The organism is Flammeovirga sp. SJP92, from assembly GCF_001583495.1.
In the GTDB taxonomy this organism is placed as follows: domain Bacteria; phylum Bacteroidota; class Bacteroidia; order Cytophagales; family Flammeovirgaceae; genus Flammeovirga.
This window is the reverse complement of the sequence record NZ_LQAQ01000035.1, coordinates 133,439-150,260: the sequence shown is the minus strand read 5'-3', so window position 1 is coordinate 150,260 and position 16,822 is coordinate 133,439. Positions and strand designations below refer to the sequence as shown.

Here is a 16,822-nt window from a genome sequence, read left to right as displayed (position 1 = left end):
TCATTTGTAGTACATAACAACTCTCAATATAAAAAGAAGGTGTTGAACTTCCTAAGAATTATCTGATCATCATTGGTGTATGGGAGTTTATAAAAAATGAAAAAGAAGTATTAATTGAATTCATTGAAAACAAAACAAATCAATTAACTGTTCCTTTTTTGTTAACTTGTTTTAGCTTTGATTAGTTATTACATTAATATTGAAAATAGACTATTTGATGCTGACCCATCTTAAACTTTAAACAAAAGAAATGCTATGAGTGGTTATAGATTTACACAATATATCCCACCAGAAAATAATCAAAATAATACATTTCAAGATCTGCTTAAGATATTCTTAGAACTGATCAATATTACATCAGGTAACGTCTCAGAAACGCTTTCTTGGATGAATGATCTTGATAAACAATACAATCTGACCAATGATGGATATGGAATGGGAGACTTCTATGATGACCTGAAGAAAAATGGTTATATCAAAGAAGACCCATTAACCAATGGAGATGTGACAATCACACCTAAAAGTGAGCAAAGCATCCGTCAACAGGCATTGGATGAAATTTTTGGTAAGCTTAAAAAAGGTGGTGCAGGTGATCATAAAACGCCCTATTCTGGTAATAAAGGAGATGAGTTTACACCCGATAAAAGGGCATTTGAGTTTGGTGATGCATTGAGCCAAATTTCAATGACAGACTCCATCAGAAATGCTCAAGTCAATCACGGTATTGATAATTTTACAATCAATGAAGATGACCTTGAAGTGGTTGAAAAGGAGTTTAGAACCCAAACTTCCACAGTATTGATGATTGATATTTCACACTCCATGATATTGTATGGAGAAGACAGAATCACGCCAGCCAAAAAGGTAGCAATGGCCCTAGCAGAGATGATCAAGAGGAAATACAAGAAAGATACACTAGATATTATTGTGTTTGGAAATGATGCCTGGCAGATCAATATCAAGGATCTGCCTTATTTGCAAGTAGGTCCCTTTCATACCAATACTGTTGCTGGCCTGGAGTTAGCCATGGATCTTTTGAGGAGAAAAAAAACAACTAATAAGCAGATTTTTATGATTACAGACGGAAAGCCTTCTTGTATTAAAGAGGGAGCGAAGTATTATAAAAACAGCTTCGGTTTGGATCGTAAGATTGTCAATAAAACACTCAATCTTGCTTCTCAGGCAAGAAGGCTCAAAATTCCAATTACCACTTTCATGATCGCCTCAGATCCCTACTTGCAGCAGTTTGTACAAGAATTCACTCAAGCCAACAATGGAAATGCTTATTACAGTGGCTTAAAAGGACTTGGTGATATGATTTTCAGCGATTACAATAGAAATAAGAAAAAAAGATAAACGAAAAATATATGAAAAATTACACTCAACTCACTACTGAAGAGAAACAGCAAATACGTACTCTTGGTGAACTAAAAGCGTCTGGCTATCAGTCTAAATCTATCAAACAAGAACTTAGAGATAATTTAATAGAGAAATTAAAGAAGAACGAAAACCCATTTCCAGAAATCTGGGGATATGAGGAAACGGTTATTCCAGAACTGGAGAGAGGTATTTTGTCTATGCACAATATCAACCTACTAGGGTTAAGAGGGCAGGCTAAAACAAGGATTGCAAGGCTTTTGATTAACTTATTGGATGATGTGATTCCGGTGGTAAAAGATACAGAACTGAATGATGATCCCTTGGCACCGTTGTCTTATAAAGCAAAAGAACTTATCAAAGAATACGGTGATGATACCGCTATTGATTGGTGGGTGAGAGAAGATCGATATACTGAGAAATTAGCAACACCAGATGTGAGTGTGGCAGATTTGATTGGTGACATTGATCCTATTAAAGCAGCTGCAAATAAATTGAGTTACTCAGACGAAAGAGTGATTCACTATGGATTGATTCCAAGGTCGCATAGAGGTTTATTTGTTATTAATGAATTGCCCGATTTGCAACCAAGAATTCAGGTCTCTCTTTTTAATATCTTACAAGAAGGCGATATTCAAATCAGAGGCTTTAAACTGAGATTGCCTTTGGATATTCAGTTTGTTTTCACAGCCAACCCTGAAGATTATACAAATAGAGGTAGTATTGTAACTCCTCTGAAGGATAGAATTGAGACACAGATCATTACTCATTATCCGAAGGATTTACAAATTGCGAAGAAAATTACTGAACAGGAGGCGGCTATTAAACCTTCGCAAAAAGAAACAATCACAATCAATGATATTACTAGAAACTTAATTGAGCAAGTGGCTTTTGAAGCGAGATCAAATGAGTTTGTGGATGAGAAAAGTGGTGTATCGGCAAGATTGACCATCTCCGCTCTTGAAAACCTATATTCTGCTGCCGAACGCAGACTTTTGATCAATAATGAATCTTCCACCTTTATGAGAGTAGCAGACCTAGTAGGCACAATTCCGGCTATCACGGGTAAAATTGAGTTGGTGTATGAAGGGGAGCAAGAAGGGGCTGGTGAAGTAGCACAAAGTTTGATCAGTAAGGCCATTAGAAAACAATTTACGAATTACTTCCCTTCTCCAGAGCAAGCTAAAAAGCAAGGAGATAATATATATCAGCCTGTTGTAGAGTGGTTTGGTGAAGGTTATAAAGTAGATTTGATTCATGCAGCAAGCAATGAGAAGTTTAGAAAAGTACTGGATTCTGTACCTAATCTTCGAAAAATTGTTGAGAAGAAATACCCTAATGAATCACCAGATGAAATTTACTATCGAATGGAATTTGTATTGCACGGATTGGCTGAGTTCAGTCAGCTGAGTAAACATAATCTTACTTCAAGTATGAGTTTCTCTGATTTGTTGACAGGTATGATGAATTTTTCAGATGATGAAGACTTATAGTTCAAAAAAAGTAAATTTGGACAGATTGGTATAATTTAAGACCTTTTAAGGCAAATCGTGAGACATAACATACCGTTATAATAAATGAGTATAAAAAAATAGTAGTTGTTAGATATAACAATTATGATAATCATATCAATTTAGTTGTGAAACAGTGATAGGTTTATGACCTATCACTGTTTTTTTATGCGGTAAATTATAAATTGCAAAACAAAAAAGATCCAATCAGTCTAAGCAATTATAAGATGTCAGATTATTTTCAGTACGGAGAAACAGAACTTGAATTTTTGAAAAAAAAAGACAAAAAACTGAAAGCAGTTATTGAGCAAATCGGTATGATAAAAAGAAGTGTCAATCCAGATTTATTTTCTTCCATCATAAAAATTATCATCGGACAACAGATATCAACCAAAGCACAAGAAACAATTTGGGCAAGGTTGCAAGAAAAGGTAGGGATGGTCAATGCTGAAAACATTGATTCACTTTCGGATGAAACTTTGCAAGGTATTGGTATTTCTTTTCGAAAAGTGAGTTATATCAAAAATTTCACTTTAAAAGTACGTTCCAACGAATTTGATATTGAAGCTTTGAAAAATCAAACAGACGATGAGGTAATTCAAGCTTTATCTTCTTTAAAAGGAATTGGAGAATGGACAGCAGAGATGCTGATGATTTTTTCAATGCAAAGAAAAGACATTTTATCCTATGGAGATTTGGCCATTATAAGAGGTTTGAGAATGCTTTACCGACATAAAGAAGTATCAAAGGAGCGATTTCAGAAATACAAAAAACGATATGCTCCTTATGGCTCAATTGCTAGTTTGTATTTATGGGCCATAGCGGGTGGGGCAATAGAAGGATTGGAAGACCCCATATTGAAATAAAAAAAACACCTTAACGATAACATCATCAAGGTGTCTTATGAACTTAACTCTCTCAATTTTTTCACTTATCTAATAAGTCTATTCATCTAACTTCTAATTACTTATACTCTTGTTTTTCTTTTTATGTTTCAATTTAAACAAAATAAAAATTAAATAATTGTTATTGAATGGGTTGTTCATTTCTTGATTGATGCAAAACAAAAAAGGTTTGATATAAGATACCAAACCTTTCGTATTACTTTCTAGCTTAATTTACTTCTTGTTTGTAGTTGCCTACAACTCATTACTACTAATTTTCTATCACTTTCACTGTAACAATGTTACACATGTAATAATACGATATATACTTTGTTATCGATGTTAAAAATGGAGGAAACTAATTAATAGAATGTTACATGGTTGTAATTCAGTGTTTTAAAAAATAAAAAATACCATGCTTATATCATCATGATGTCTACACTTTGAGGAAAGTACTTTGATTTCCTCATAATTAATAGTGCTGTAATTTATTTCAAAATCAAAACTATCAATACCATCGGTGGAAATAATTACAGATTGCTCAAAAGTATTCTGGACTTTTAAAACATGGTGATCAAACCAATTTTGAAATCGATCTTGAAGGTGATAGCAGAGAAAATCAGGTACATTATTCTGGTTTACCTTCTGCCATTTATTATCGACAGCAAATACTCCATCTCCAGAACAATAAACTGTACTACTTTTGTGCTCAGTGTCTATTATATTTAGAATCAATGTGCTTGCTAGCTCATCGTAATTCAGTTGCAGAAGTTTTTGGGTAAGCTGTACTTGAGTGAAAAAAGTGTGCAATAACTCTTTTCCTATGACAGAAGCTTCGATTTTTTTTGACTGCTTCCACCGTATCATTAATCGATTGCATGATTTGTGCAGGATTTTTTTGAAGAGCATAGATGCAAAATGACTTTCAATTGCAGAAGAACATCCGTCCATCACAGCATTTACAATAAACCGCTCATTGAAAGTGAAATGGTAAAGGGCGTCTTCGTTACAGTCATGAAAATGCCCTCTTTTAGAAAAAGTTTGGATAATCATTTTTCTTTTAAAAGTGTTTTTTTTCAGTGATTACCCTATTACTTGTAGTTTTTTATTCTTCTAAATCCAAATAATCCTCGTCTTCTTGAGATAATGCTTCCCCCATGTCATTCAAATGTTCTTGTAGACCTTTTTGTTCCTCTAGTTCCTTTAATTTTTTCACTACTTCGGCATTCACATATTGTCCCTCGTTTTTTTGAATTACATCCGTCAGGTGCTCATAGAGGTATTTATATTCTTGAGAGTCATTTTCCAAGGCGTCCAAGTGCCTTTTGATGGTCTTGTAATCATGACGAATAGCTGGTCCAGTCTGTCCTTCAATTGGTGAAGGAAGTGAGAAAGCCTTGTCAATGGTTTCTTGTACCAAAGGCTTTAATTCTTGAAATGAAAGACCAGAAGTTTCAATAATTTGAGAGGAAGTTTCTAAAAGATAGTTGGTGAAGTTGCAGGCAAAAACAGCGGCAATATGAAGTCTTTTTCTTTCCTCGCTGTTAAGGTGAAAAACTTTAGGAGTAAGTGTTTCTGCAAGTAAGGCCAGCTGATCTAACGCAGATTTTGAGGTGGCATCAATACAAATTGGAACCTCGCTGAACTTTATTTTTTTCTCAAAAGAAAAAGTCTGCAATGGATAGAAAACGCCTGTATATAAGGTGCTTCCAGATAAAACCTCTAAAGGTGTACCTCCAGATGTATGTACTAATATGACTTTGTGATTTGGAAGTTTTATACTGTCAGCGACTTCCTGAATCGCATTATCGGCCACTGCAATAATAAATATTTCGGAGATACTGTTTGAAAAATCCAATTGATCAGTAGGGTGGGCGTCATAAAATTTCCTTGCTAGTTTTTTAGCGTGTTTTTTATTTCTGCTGTATACTTCCTCAATAACTACACCTTTATCTTCCAAAGCCGTCCCCAAGTGTGTAGCTACTTTTCCTGATCCTATTAAAGATACCCTCATCATCTATATTATAAATTCGTGTCCCTTTTCTGGGATCACTACATTTTCATATCCTAAGTTTTCAATTCTCTCCTTAAAAGCTGTCATAGATTCTTCTTCTCCATGGTTTAAGAAGATTTGAGTGACTTTATTTTTATCCTGTTGCTGAATAAAGTGCTGAAGATCGTTGACATCCCCATGTCCGCTGAATGAATCAGTCTGTTCAATTTTACAATTGACTTTTAAATCCTCATTTCCAATTCTCAAGTACCCTTCATTATCACGAAGTCGAGCACCCAGTGTTCCATCAGCCGAAAAACCGACCATCAGCACAGTGGCATACGGGTTTTCCATATTAGCTTGAATGTGGTGTTGAATACGGCCACCCTCCAGCATTCCAGAGGAAGAAATAATGATATAAGGTTCATTGTAATTGGAGATGGCCTTACTGTCATTTTGCTTTTGGGCATACTCTATATTCTCAAAGTTGAATAATGAGTCGTAATCCTCTTTGAAATCTTTTGCTTCTTGATTTAGCAAATAAAGAAAATCCTCATAGATTCTATTACTCTGCATTGCCAAAGGTGAATCTGCAAATACTTTTATTCTTGGAAGTTTTCCAGCCTCAAAAAGTTTATGCAATTCAAAAAGTACCGCTTGAGTTCTGCCAATACTAAATGCAGGAATGATCAGTCGTCCAGGAATATCCACACAAGCTCTTTTGATAACATCTTGCAACTCTTTAGTAGAATCGTCAATCTTGGTGTGTTCTCTATTACCATAAGTTGTTTCACAAATGACATAATCTACCTGTGGCAGTTCAATAGGGTCTTGTAAAAGTGGATAATTTTTTCTCCCTATATCACCAGAGAAAAGGAATGACTTTTGAATTCCATTTTCTTCTACCTCAACAAGAATATGTGCCGCACCCAGAAGGTGTCCTGCAGGCAGGAAAGTAACCCATAGTCCAGGTTTGATATTGAACTTTCTTTTGAACTGAATAGGTACTACTTCTTTCATGGTTTCATTGACCTCTGAAGTAGTATAAAGGTTTTCTGGAATAAAATTGAAGTGATCCAGGCTCAAACCTTTCGACTTTCTTTTGCTGTAAGCCTTGAGTTTTCGTTGATTGATTCTAGCAGAATCATCCAGTAATATCTGTGTTAAAGAAGCAGTGGCTGAAGTACATAAGATTTGTCCTTCAAAACCTTCTTTATACAAATTGGGAAGTTTACCGGAGTGGTCTAAATGGGCATGCGTTAATAAAACTACATTGACTAATGAAGCATCAAAAGGTAAAGCTGAAGTAGGGTATAACGGATCAGTTTCGGTCATATTTGCCATATCTATTCCGCAATCAATTAGTATTTGATATCCATCATCCAAAGTCAGTAACGTCATACTTCCTGTTACTTTTTTGGCTGCCCCCCAAAATGTAAGTCTCATTAAGTTATTATTATTTATAATCTAAAAGTCATACAAATTTAACATGAACACCCACTTATAGAAGTAAAATCCAAAAATTATTTTACAATCTATGTAAAATAAAAAAGACTATTTCCTTGTAGTATAACCTTTATGGATTGTAGTTCATTATTTTTCAAACAGTTAAAGTGAAGGTGTATTACATTTATAAAATTTAGTAGAAATGTGCTTTCAATAAGGTTGTTGATGATGCAGATTAATTTCTGATAAAAAAAGGTAGAAACTACCCTTTTGGGTAGTAGAAGTTTGTACTCTACTGAATATATTTGCTTTGTTATAAAAATAACTACTAAGATAATTTACGTTTTATCTTAGTGATTACTGTTAGCTAAGTATATTAGAAATTACGATTCTTTACCTTATTGGAGAGCAGAATGCTTATTGTAAAAGTATTCTGTTCTTTTTTTTTGTTAAGAATGTAACGATGTAACAAAAAATTATTATAAACTAAGAAATTTTGACAGTATGAACTGTGTTATCTATTTTTTACTTCATTCTTAGTTTACATTTTTGTAGCTTATAACTAAGTAAATGATATACTACATCACATGTTTAGAGTTACAAAGAACTTAACTTTATCAATAATCTTACTACTATCTATTTCTTCTTTTTATACTCAACGAGCATTTTGTCAAGATCAAGTCAAAAACCTTACAATAGGAATTTTGTATGATGCTCAAGTATACAAAGAATCTAAGTTTATTGATATCCTAGAGAAGGAGGTGCCCGCAGTCATGGGATCGTCCTACAACGTCACTTTTCCCGATAAATATCAGCTTTCTAGCGATTGGGATAACACCAAAGCCAAACGGCATTTTCAACTTTTACAAACGGACAAAGAGGTCGATGTCGTCATATGTTTGGGTGTTTTGGGGTCGACTATTGCAGTGCAGCAAAAGAATTTAGTAAAGCCTACACTATTGTGGGGCATTATTGATCCTAAAGGTCAAGGGGTGCCGTTGACTGAAGAAGGAACAACAGGAATTAACAACCTCAATTTTATTTTGACTAGTTCATCATTGAAAACGGATATTATTACTTTTCATGATGCTATCAAGTACAATAAAATTGCAGTCCTATTTGACAATTATATTCATCAGGTTTATTCTCCAGCAAAACCTTTAGACCGAATTGTTGAAGAAATTGGCGTGGAGTACAAATCGTTTGGGGTAGGTGATGATATTGACTCATTAATAGCACAGGTTGACACCACTTATGACGCTGTTTATGCATCTTTCATGTTTAAACTTTCTAATGAGAAGAAACGGCAATTATTTGAGGCTTTCGCTGAAAAGGGGCTCTATGTTTTTACTGCTGAGGGAGAAGAAGGCGTAGAAAATGGAGCATTAGTAGGTTTGAAAACGGAAGACAAGTATGATATAGTTGCAAGAAGAATCGCATTGAATATTGAATCGATTTTTTATGAAAATACTAATCCAAAAGACTTGCCTGTAAGGGTGGATTATGAAGAGAAAATAGTGCTGAATGCATCTGTTGCTGGACAACTTTCTTATCTCCCCAAATGGAATGTAATTTTCAATGCAGAGTGGGTGGATGCTTTGCCTGATGAAAGTGAACAGCTAAGCCTAGAAAATGTATTGGATGAGGCAATTGCTGAAAATATGAATTATAAAGCTTCTCAATATGGAGTTTTGAGCGGTGATGAATTACGAAAAGTGGCCAATTCCTCTCTGATGCCAAGTATTAATGCGTCTATGGCAGGGACTTGGATTGATCAGCCTACAGCGGATCGAGCCTTTGGTACTCGTGCAGAAAGACAATTGATAGGAACTCTAGAACTGCAACAGGTCATTTATTCTGAAAAAGTATTTGTCAATGCCAGAGTTCAGAAATACTTGCAGCAATCCAGAGAAGCAGGAAATGAGCAAGTTATGCTGGATGTAGTTTATCAGGCCTCTATTGCTTATTTTAATTTATTATATGCGAAAACACAAGTTCAAATTACCAACAGATATTTAGAGTCAACAAAACGTAATCTTGAAATTGCTCAATTACGTGAAAATGTTGGGTACTCTGGTAATTCAGATGTCTATCGTTGGCAATCCAACTTGGTACAATCAGAACAGCAAGTAATTGATGCCAACCTCCAAGAAAGACAGCAGATGCTGGTGTTGAATAATTTGTTGAATAGAAACATGAGTTCACCGATCTATGTAAAAGATGTTGAACTGACAGATGGTATTTATGGAGGGTTAGCTTCTGAAGGAATGGCTAATTTAGTAAACGACCCCATCTCTCTGTTAATAATATCAGATTATGTAGTGGACAAAGCAGTAATTCAACGTCCTGTGGTACAACAATACGCAGCACAAATGCTGGCAATACAGCGTCAGCAATCTTCAGATAGTCGAAATAGATTTATTCCTGAAGTAGCATTACAAGGTTCTTATAACCGATTTTTAGCTAGAGGCGGAAGTGGCACTGAGTCCATAACAATACCAGGAGGAGGAACAGGTTTGAGTCCATTGGATCAAAATTGGAGTATTTCTGTAGTTGCTTCTATTCCTTTATTTTCTGGGTTTCAAAAAGCAAGAAATTATCAGAAAACAAAATATGATAAGCTTCAGCTAGAGGCACAACAACGACAGGTAAATCTTGATGTTGAAAGAGAAGTAAGGGGTGCATTGTATGAGTTAGCCAGTACAAGTACAAATATCACCAACTCAAGAGAAGCAATGGAAGCCGCCCAAAAAAACTTTGAAATTGTAAGAGATAATTATTCAAAGGGTAGAGTTTCCATTATTGAATTGATTGATGCACAAAACAATGCTTTTGAATCAGAACAGAATGCCGCCAATGCAGTGTATCAATTCCTGCAATCTTCCATGAAAATACAAAGGGCAGTGGGTACTTTCAGCTTATTGCAGACGGATGAAGAACGGAAACAGGCCAATGAAGAGGTCAATGAATTATTAAAAAACATAGATAGATAATATCGAAATGAAAAATATCATAACAAAACTATTTATTTTCTTCTCCATTGTGCAGCTATTAGGAAGCTGTTCCAAAAAAGAAGAACAACAAGAAGAAGTAATCAGACCCGTTCGTTACGCAGAAGTGTATTATTCTGGTGGAGAAGCTTTTCAAACTTTTGCTGGAGTGTCAAAAGCCGGAACAGAGTCTCAACTCAGTTTTAGAGTAAGCGGAGTGCTGACGAGTATCAATGTGGTAGAAGGCGATGTCGTAAAAAAAGGACAGTTGATTGCAACAATTGATGATTCCGATGCTAAAATTGCTTTCCAGCAGACGGTGGCGCAAACACAAAGTGCTAAAGTACAATTGGAAACCATGAAGGCGAGTCTGGATAGAACAAAAAAATTATATGAAGCCAATAACGTTTCTCTATCAGAATACGAACAAGCTAAAAACTCCTTCTCTTCTGCAAAAGCAGCTTATAAGAACAGTCAGCAAACGGAAGACTTGAAAAGAAGAGAATTGAGTTATTATAAGCTTTATGTTCCGATGAATGGTATTATCGCGGAGAAAATTGCTTCAAGAAATGAGAACATAATGGCAGGGAATCCTGTGGTAAAATTTGCTTCTGGAAATGACCTTGAAATTAAAGTAGGCATTCCAGAAAAGTACATTTCTAAGATAAAAGTTGGGGATAAAGTTGATGTTAGTTTTACTTCTGTAGCAGGAAAAAAATTCAAAGGCAAAGTAACAAAGCTTTCTTATGTATCAGATGTTTCTTCTACTTTTCCAGTCACTGTTTTATTGGATGCTAAATCTCAAAATGTGAGACCAGGCATGTCAGCTAACGTGACTTTCCAAGTACAGCAAAAGTCTTCAGAGCCTTATATGATTGTCCCTGTAGATGCTGTGGGTGAGGCAGTGGATGGAAAGCGTTTTGTATACACGGTAGAACGATTGGATGATAAAACTGGAATTGTGCACTATAAAACCATCGAAATTGGAGAATTGAGCGGGAAAGGTTTTGTGGTGGAAAAAGGGTTGAAAGAAGGTGAAATGGTGGTGACGAGTGGCGTCACAAAAATAAGTGACGGTTTGAAAGTGAAATTCCTTACAAAGTACCAACAGAAGATCTAGCACATGAATATTACCGAGTTTTCAATTAAATATAACGTTCTTACCCTCACGTTGGTGGTGCTTTTAGGCTTTCTAGGTTTTCAGACCTATGAAACGATGCCAAGAGATAGTATGCCTCCATTTACAGTGAGATTTGTTTCGATCATTACAACTTATCCTGGAGGTTCTCCAGAAAGGGTAGAAATGCTGGTGACAGATAAGATCGAGAAGCAATTGCAGCAGGTTTCTGAATTGAAATCCATCAAATCAGAATCAAGAAATAATGTATCTATCATCACCTTGGAAATCAAAGAGATGTATACGAAAATGCAACCTATTTATGATAAAATTAGGAGAAGGGTGGCTGAGGTAGAGCCTGACTTACCGGATGGTTGCAGTGTTCAGATCAAAGATGAGGATATTGTAGATGTTTTTGGTGTGATTTACTCTATTACAGGTGACGGTTATACCTACAAAGAGCTTTATGATATAGCCAAAGATGTTAAAGATGGATTGATTAAACTTCCCAATGCAGCTCGAATTGAAATTGTAGGAGAACAAGTGGAAAATGTCTTTGTGGAGTTTGATAATGCAGCGGTCTCCAAATATGGATTGACAACCAATATGATCAAAAATGCCATTGCCAATACTAATATTATTTTCCCAGGGGGAGATGTGAAATTTGGTACTGAAAGAATCATTTTGGAACCTACAGGTAGCTTCGAGACAGTTAGTCAAATTGAAAAGGTGGTGATACCACTTCAAAATGGACAATCTGTCCATCTTGGAGATATCGCCAAAATCAGAAGAGGTTACAAAGATCCAACAGAGAGCATCGTTACTGTTTCTGGGCAACCTGCCATTTCTTTAGGTGTGAAATTGAAAGAAGGGGGGAATATCGTACAACTAGGACAGGAGATCGATGAAAAGATAAAATATTATCAGCAACAATATCCTTGGGGCATTGAGTTTACCAGAACTGCTTCAGCTGATTTATACGTGGAGTCTTCTGTAGATGATTTTGTAAGTAACTTGTTACAATCTGTAGCAACTGTATTGGTTGTAATGTTTTTATTTTTAGGTTTAAGGACTGGGCTAGTTGTTTCTGCATTAATTCCTTCAACCATTGTTATCACATTTGTAATAATGGGATTGTTGGATGTTGGCTTGAATCAGATTTCATTGGCAGCGCTTATTATGGCATTAGGGATGTTGGTAGATAATGCAATTGTTATGTCAGAATCCATAATGGTGAAGATGGAACGAGGTGCTAAGGTTTATAATGCTGCAATCGATTCAGCTAAGGAATTGATGGTGCCATTATTGATTTCTACCTTAACAACGTCTGCGGCATTTTTAGCTTTCTTCTTAGCCAAGTCAACAATGGGCGAAGTGGTAGGACCAATTTTCGTAGTAATAACTATTGCGTTGATTAGTTCATGGGTAATGTCCATTACGTTGATTCCTCTTTTAGCTATTTATTTGATTAAGGTAAAGCCAAAAGACACATCAAATGAAACGAACCAAAGTAACTTTGATAAATTATTGGGCTATTATAAACCTTTCTTGATTTGGAATTTAAAGAGGCCAGTATTGTTTTTAGGTATTATTGGGCTTTGTTTTTTATCCATGACAAAAATTGCCCCTCATGTACCGTTTATTTTTATGCCTGATTCTGATAGAGCTTTAGTAACGGTCAATTTAGAATTACCAATGACCTCAGATATATCGGTTACTAAAGATGTAGTAGCTAAAGTAGATGAGTACTTAAAGAGGTTCTTGCTGACTGCAGAGCAAGCTCAAAATGAGGAAGAAGGAATTTTGGATTATACTTCTTATGTAGGGGAAGGTGCTCCAAAATATGACTTAGGCTACCAAGCGCCTGAGAAGTCCTCTTACACCGCTCATATTTTGGTGAATACCACTTCCAATGAGTTCAATCAAGTGGTAATTGATAGTTTGGACTGGTATTGTTTTAATAATTTTCCTGACCTTCAGCCAAGAATCAAACGACTTGGAAGTGCAGGTGGAGCAGATAACCCTATAGAAGTTCGTATTTCTGGAAGAGACCCAATGGTACTTTATCAATTGGTCAATAAAGTGAAAGCAAAACTTGCTGAATCTCCTGGCACGAAAGATATAAATGATGATTGGGGAGTGAAAACCAAGAAGTTTATTATCAAAATTGATCCTGATAGAGCGGAGTTGGCAAGTGTGACAAATCAAGATATTGCTATGTCAATGCTCACAAGTATTTCAGGTGTTGAATTAGATCGCTACAGAGAAGCTGATGAGTCTATTCCAATCATGATGAAAGACAATCATGACGGAGAATATTCATTGAGAGAACTGGAATCTATTAATATTTACTCTCAGATGAACGGGAATAATGTTCCATTGAAACAAGTGGCGGATATTATTACAGATTGGCAGTTTACAAAAATCAAAAGGTATGATCTATTTAAAACCATAACTGTTACTGCAAATGTGGATAAGAATACCACTTCAAGTGAAGTTATGAATACAATAACTCCTTGGCTGGAAGAAGATCAGAAGGAATGGGAGACAGGTTATTTTTATGACTTTGGCGGTGATATTGAAAAGACGCAGTCTGGTATAGGTTCTGTTGTGGCATTCTTGCCTTTGGCGTTTTGTATTATTGTATTACTATTAGTTGGACAGTTTAATTCCATCAAAAAATCATTAATTATCTTATTTACCATACCAATGGGTGCAATTGGTGTTTATTATGGGCTTTTCATCGCAGATTCCTATATGGGCTTTTTTGGGTTCTTAGGATTGGTATCTTTAGCAGGTATTGTGATTAATAATGGTATTGTATTAATTGATCGGATTGAGATAGAACTGACCGAAAATAAAAGGACACCGGCGGATGCTATTGTGGCAGCAGCAACTGAGCGTTTTAGACCGATTTTACTGACTACGGCAACGACAGTTTGTGGTTTAATTCCCTTATGGTTAGGCGGAGGTATAATGTTTGAACCCCTTGCAATAAGCTTGTTGTTTGGGTTGTTGTTTGCAACAGTTCTTACCTTAGTTTTAGTGCCCGTTTTCTATAGTTTGTTTTACAAAGTGAAGTTTAAAAATTACGACGGTTCTAATTTATAAATTGCATTTAAATCATATTAATTCCCTTGACTAATCGTAAGAAAAATTGAAAAAAATACTTATGATTTAAGTTGAGGGGATTTTTGTATTTCACTATTTATTCTGAGATTTTAAAGAATGAAATGTGTAAGAATAATGAGAGGTAAGTTATGTATTTACTTTTTAAATACATTCATATAACACATTGTATGAGCTAAAAAGATTAAAATCATTTTTTTTGACGAAGAGACTATGTCAAAAAACTTGGATTTAGCTAAGTATTTTTATAATTTTAAGATATAAGGCTCTATTCATATACACAAAACTCTTGCTGATCGATACCTTTTATACAAAAAAGTTTGGTTCTAAACTTACCCTAATCATAATACTGTTGTCATGTATTATTGAGTATGCTTCTGCAAAGAATACTCCTCAGATCGATATTGCCAATTTAAAAGAGAAGTCAATAAGACATCTCAATTTATTGACCGATTCAACGCTTTATTTTACAGATAAGATGAAAAAAATTGCGTTGGAAATAGGTGATAGAGAGGCGGAAAGCTTTGCCTATCAGATTAGTGGGAGTTATTTGATTAAAAAAGGTGAAATCACAGAGGGATTTGAAAATACCATCAAGGCTCTTCATATTTCAGAAGAACTTAAAGACTGGCCAGACGTATCCACCATTTGTAATAATATTGGGGTGTTTTATTTCAGAAAGAAAGATTATAAAAAGGCTTTGAAATATTATTTGAAGGGATTGGAGTCTATTCGTAATGGCATGTATGAATCTGATGAAATTACCTTGGAGCAAAGAAGGCACGAAGTCAGCATGTTGCTCAATATTGGAGAAGTTTATATGAAGTGGGGGCATAATCAATTGGGGTTGAAATATGAAGATGAAGCTTACGTCAATGCGATAAAGTATAATTTTGAAGAAGAAGAAGCGTATGTATTGGCGATAAAAGCTCAGATTTATGCGAATTTGGGTGAAATGGAAGAAGCCTCTTCCTACATCAATGAAGCCATTCAACAATTTGAAGTATTCGAAGATCAATACGCCCTTTGTGAATACAAGTTGATGTCGGCAGAGTATTATTTCATTTCTTCTAATCTTAATATGGCGAGAAAGCAGGCCGTGGAAGTATATCATATTGCCAATGCTTTGGAGGCGATGTTTTTTAAAAGAGATGTTTGTGAGTTGCTGGCTAAGATTGAAAAGGAAGATCAAAATTGGAAAGCGGCGTTTGATTATGTGACGGAATACAATGAAGTAAAATCTAAAATAGATAATATAGAAATTGAAACGAGGGTTGAGAAAATCAAATCTTCGTATGAATCTGAAAAGCACATTTCAGAAATCTATTCATTAAAGTTAGAGAAAGAATACAACGAAAGAGTGATGAATGATCAGGAAAAGTTCATTTATGTTCTGGTATTCATTTTTATTGTTAGTGGTATTTTCATTTACTTTTTATATCGATTCTACCGCGACCTCAAAGTAGCTTATCAAAAGATTTCTGATAAAAACTTTAAGATTGAAATTCAGGCTGAAGAAATTGCAGCTCAAAGAGATCACCTTCAGGAATATGTAGAATTAATTGATTCAAAAAACCGAAGAATCTCTGCTGGAGTGAATTATGCCACTAGAATTCAAAATGCTTCATTGCCAATTAGATCAAATATAGAGAAGCTTTTCAAAGAATTAATGCTTTTCTATAAACCAAGAGATCTTGTATCTGGAGACTTTTATTATTCGTCAGGTATCCTTGAAGGTGAGGAAGATAAGATGTCAATTATTGCTTGTAGTGATTGTACAGGTCATGGTGTTCCAGGTGCATTTATGTCGCTTATTGGGACAGGACTTTTAAATGAAATCATTAAGGTAAAGCATATTACCTCCCCAAAAGATATCTTAGAAAATTTGCATACTCAACTACAAATGACACTGAAGCAACACGAAAGCTTTGGCGTTCAAGATGGTATGGATATTTCGATTGCTTTGATTAATTACACGAAAAAGAAAGTAATCGTAAGCAGTGCAAAAAATTCTTGGCTTTATTACCAAAATGGAAGGCAATTTGTAATGAAAGGTGATCGAAGAAGTATTGGAGGAATGGATTTAAATAGTTCTGCCTTTGTAAATCATGAGGTTGATTTCAGTGAGGAAGAAACTTATATATACCTGTATTCTGATGGTTATCAAGATCAGCTTGGTGGACCAAATAATAAGAAGTTCTTAGTAAAAAGATTCAGGGAACTCATCGATGAAATTCACCATCTTCCTGCCAAAGAACAAGAGAAGGCTTTGTTGCATCGTTTTGAACTTTGGAGAAAACAGCAAAATGAATCCCAAACAGATGATATTCTGGTGATAGGATTCAAGCTTTAAATAAATCGGAATCAATTTTTTT

10 protein-coding genes are annotated in these 16,822 nt (G+C 35.1%); 7 read left to right on the top strand and 3 right to left on the bottom strand.

Translation table 11 applies throughout. The features are described 5' to 3' along the window. Positions 1–255: 255 nt before the first annotated feature. From AVL50_RS09115 to AVL50_RS09105, 3 genes are all read left to right on the top strand, one after another. The gene (locus AVL50_RS09115) at positions 256–1,356 is read left to right on the top strand and encodes a VWA domain-containing protein (protein ID WP_062616180.1); all 1,101 of its coding nucleotides are present in this window, start codon (positions 256–258) and stop codon (positions 1,354–1,356) included. Positions 1,357–1,367: 11 nt separating this feature from the next. Then, a complete protein-coding gene (locus AVL50_RS09110; RefSeq protein ID WP_062616179.1) occupies positions 1,368–2,870 on the top strand; it encodes a sigma 54-interacting transcriptional regulator in 1,503 nt (500 codons plus the stop codon). 245 nt (positions 2,871–3,115) lie between these two features. Next, positions 3,116–3,754, top strand: coding sequence for a DNA-3-methyladenine glycosylase (locus AVL50_RS09105; protein ID WP_062616178.1), 639 nt, complete (start codon positions 3,116–3,118; stop codon positions 3,752–3,754). Positions 3,755–4,168: 414 nt separating this feature from the next. On the opposite strand, the gene AVL50_RS09100 is transcribed toward AVL50_RS09105, so the two are convergent. The 3 genes from AVL50_RS09100 to AVL50_RS09090 are packed head-to-tail and all read right to left on the bottom strand — an operon-like array spanning position 4,169 to position 7,211. Then, entirely contained in the window at positions 4,169–4,825 is a 657-nt protein-coding gene (locus tag AVL50_RS09100; RefSeq protein WP_062616177.1) for a protein phosphatase 2C domain-containing protein, read from the bottom strand. 52 nt (positions 4,826–4,877) lie between these two features. Continuing rightward, on the bottom strand, positions 4,878–5,789 hold the full coding sequence (locus tag AVL50_RS09095) for a Rossmann-like and DUF2520 domain-containing protein (protein ID WP_062616176.1): 912 nt from the start codon (positions 5,787–5,789) through the stop codon (positions 4,878–4,880). Continuing rightward, positions 5,790–7,211 (bottom strand): MBL fold metallo-hydrolase RNA specificity domain-containing protein, encoded by a 1,422-nt coding sequence (locus AVL50_RS09090; RefSeq protein WP_062616175.1) that lies wholly within the window; start codon positions 7,209–7,211, stop codon positions 5,790–5,792. It abuts the gene before it with no gap. A 587-nt stretch (positions 7,212–7,798) separates the two neighbouring features. Here AVL50_RS09090 and AVL50_RS09085 point away from each other — a divergent pair. The 4 genes from AVL50_RS09085 to AVL50_RS09070 all read left to right on the top strand — a co-directional run bounded on the left by AVL50_RS09085 (position 7,799) and on the right by AVL50_RS09070 (position 16,800). After that, entirely contained in the window at positions 7,799–10,204 is a 2,406-nt protein-coding gene (locus AVL50_RS09085) for a TolC family protein (protein WP_062616174.1), read from the top strand. 7 nt (positions 10,205–10,211) lie between these two features. Further along, a complete protein-coding gene (locus AVL50_RS09080; protein ID WP_062616173.1) occupies positions 10,212–11,321 on the top strand; it encodes an efflux RND transporter periplasmic adaptor subunit in 1,110 nt (369 codons plus the stop codon). 3 nt (positions 11,322–11,324) lie between these two features. Continuing rightward, positions 11,325–14,429: an efflux RND transporter permease subunit gene (locus AVL50_RS09075; protein WP_063850633.1), complete on the top strand. Its 3,105-nt coding sequence runs from the start codon at positions 11,325–11,327 to the stop codon at positions 14,427–14,429. Between the two features lie 370 nt (positions 14,430–14,799). Then, positions 14,800–16,800 carry a SpoIIE family protein phosphatase gene (locus tag AVL50_RS09070; protein ID WP_157491222.1) on the top strand — a complete coding sequence of 667 codons (2,001 nt, stop codon included), beginning with the start codon at positions 14,800–14,802 and terminating at the stop codon, positions 16,798–16,800. Positions 16,801–16,822 lie beyond the last annotated feature (22 nt).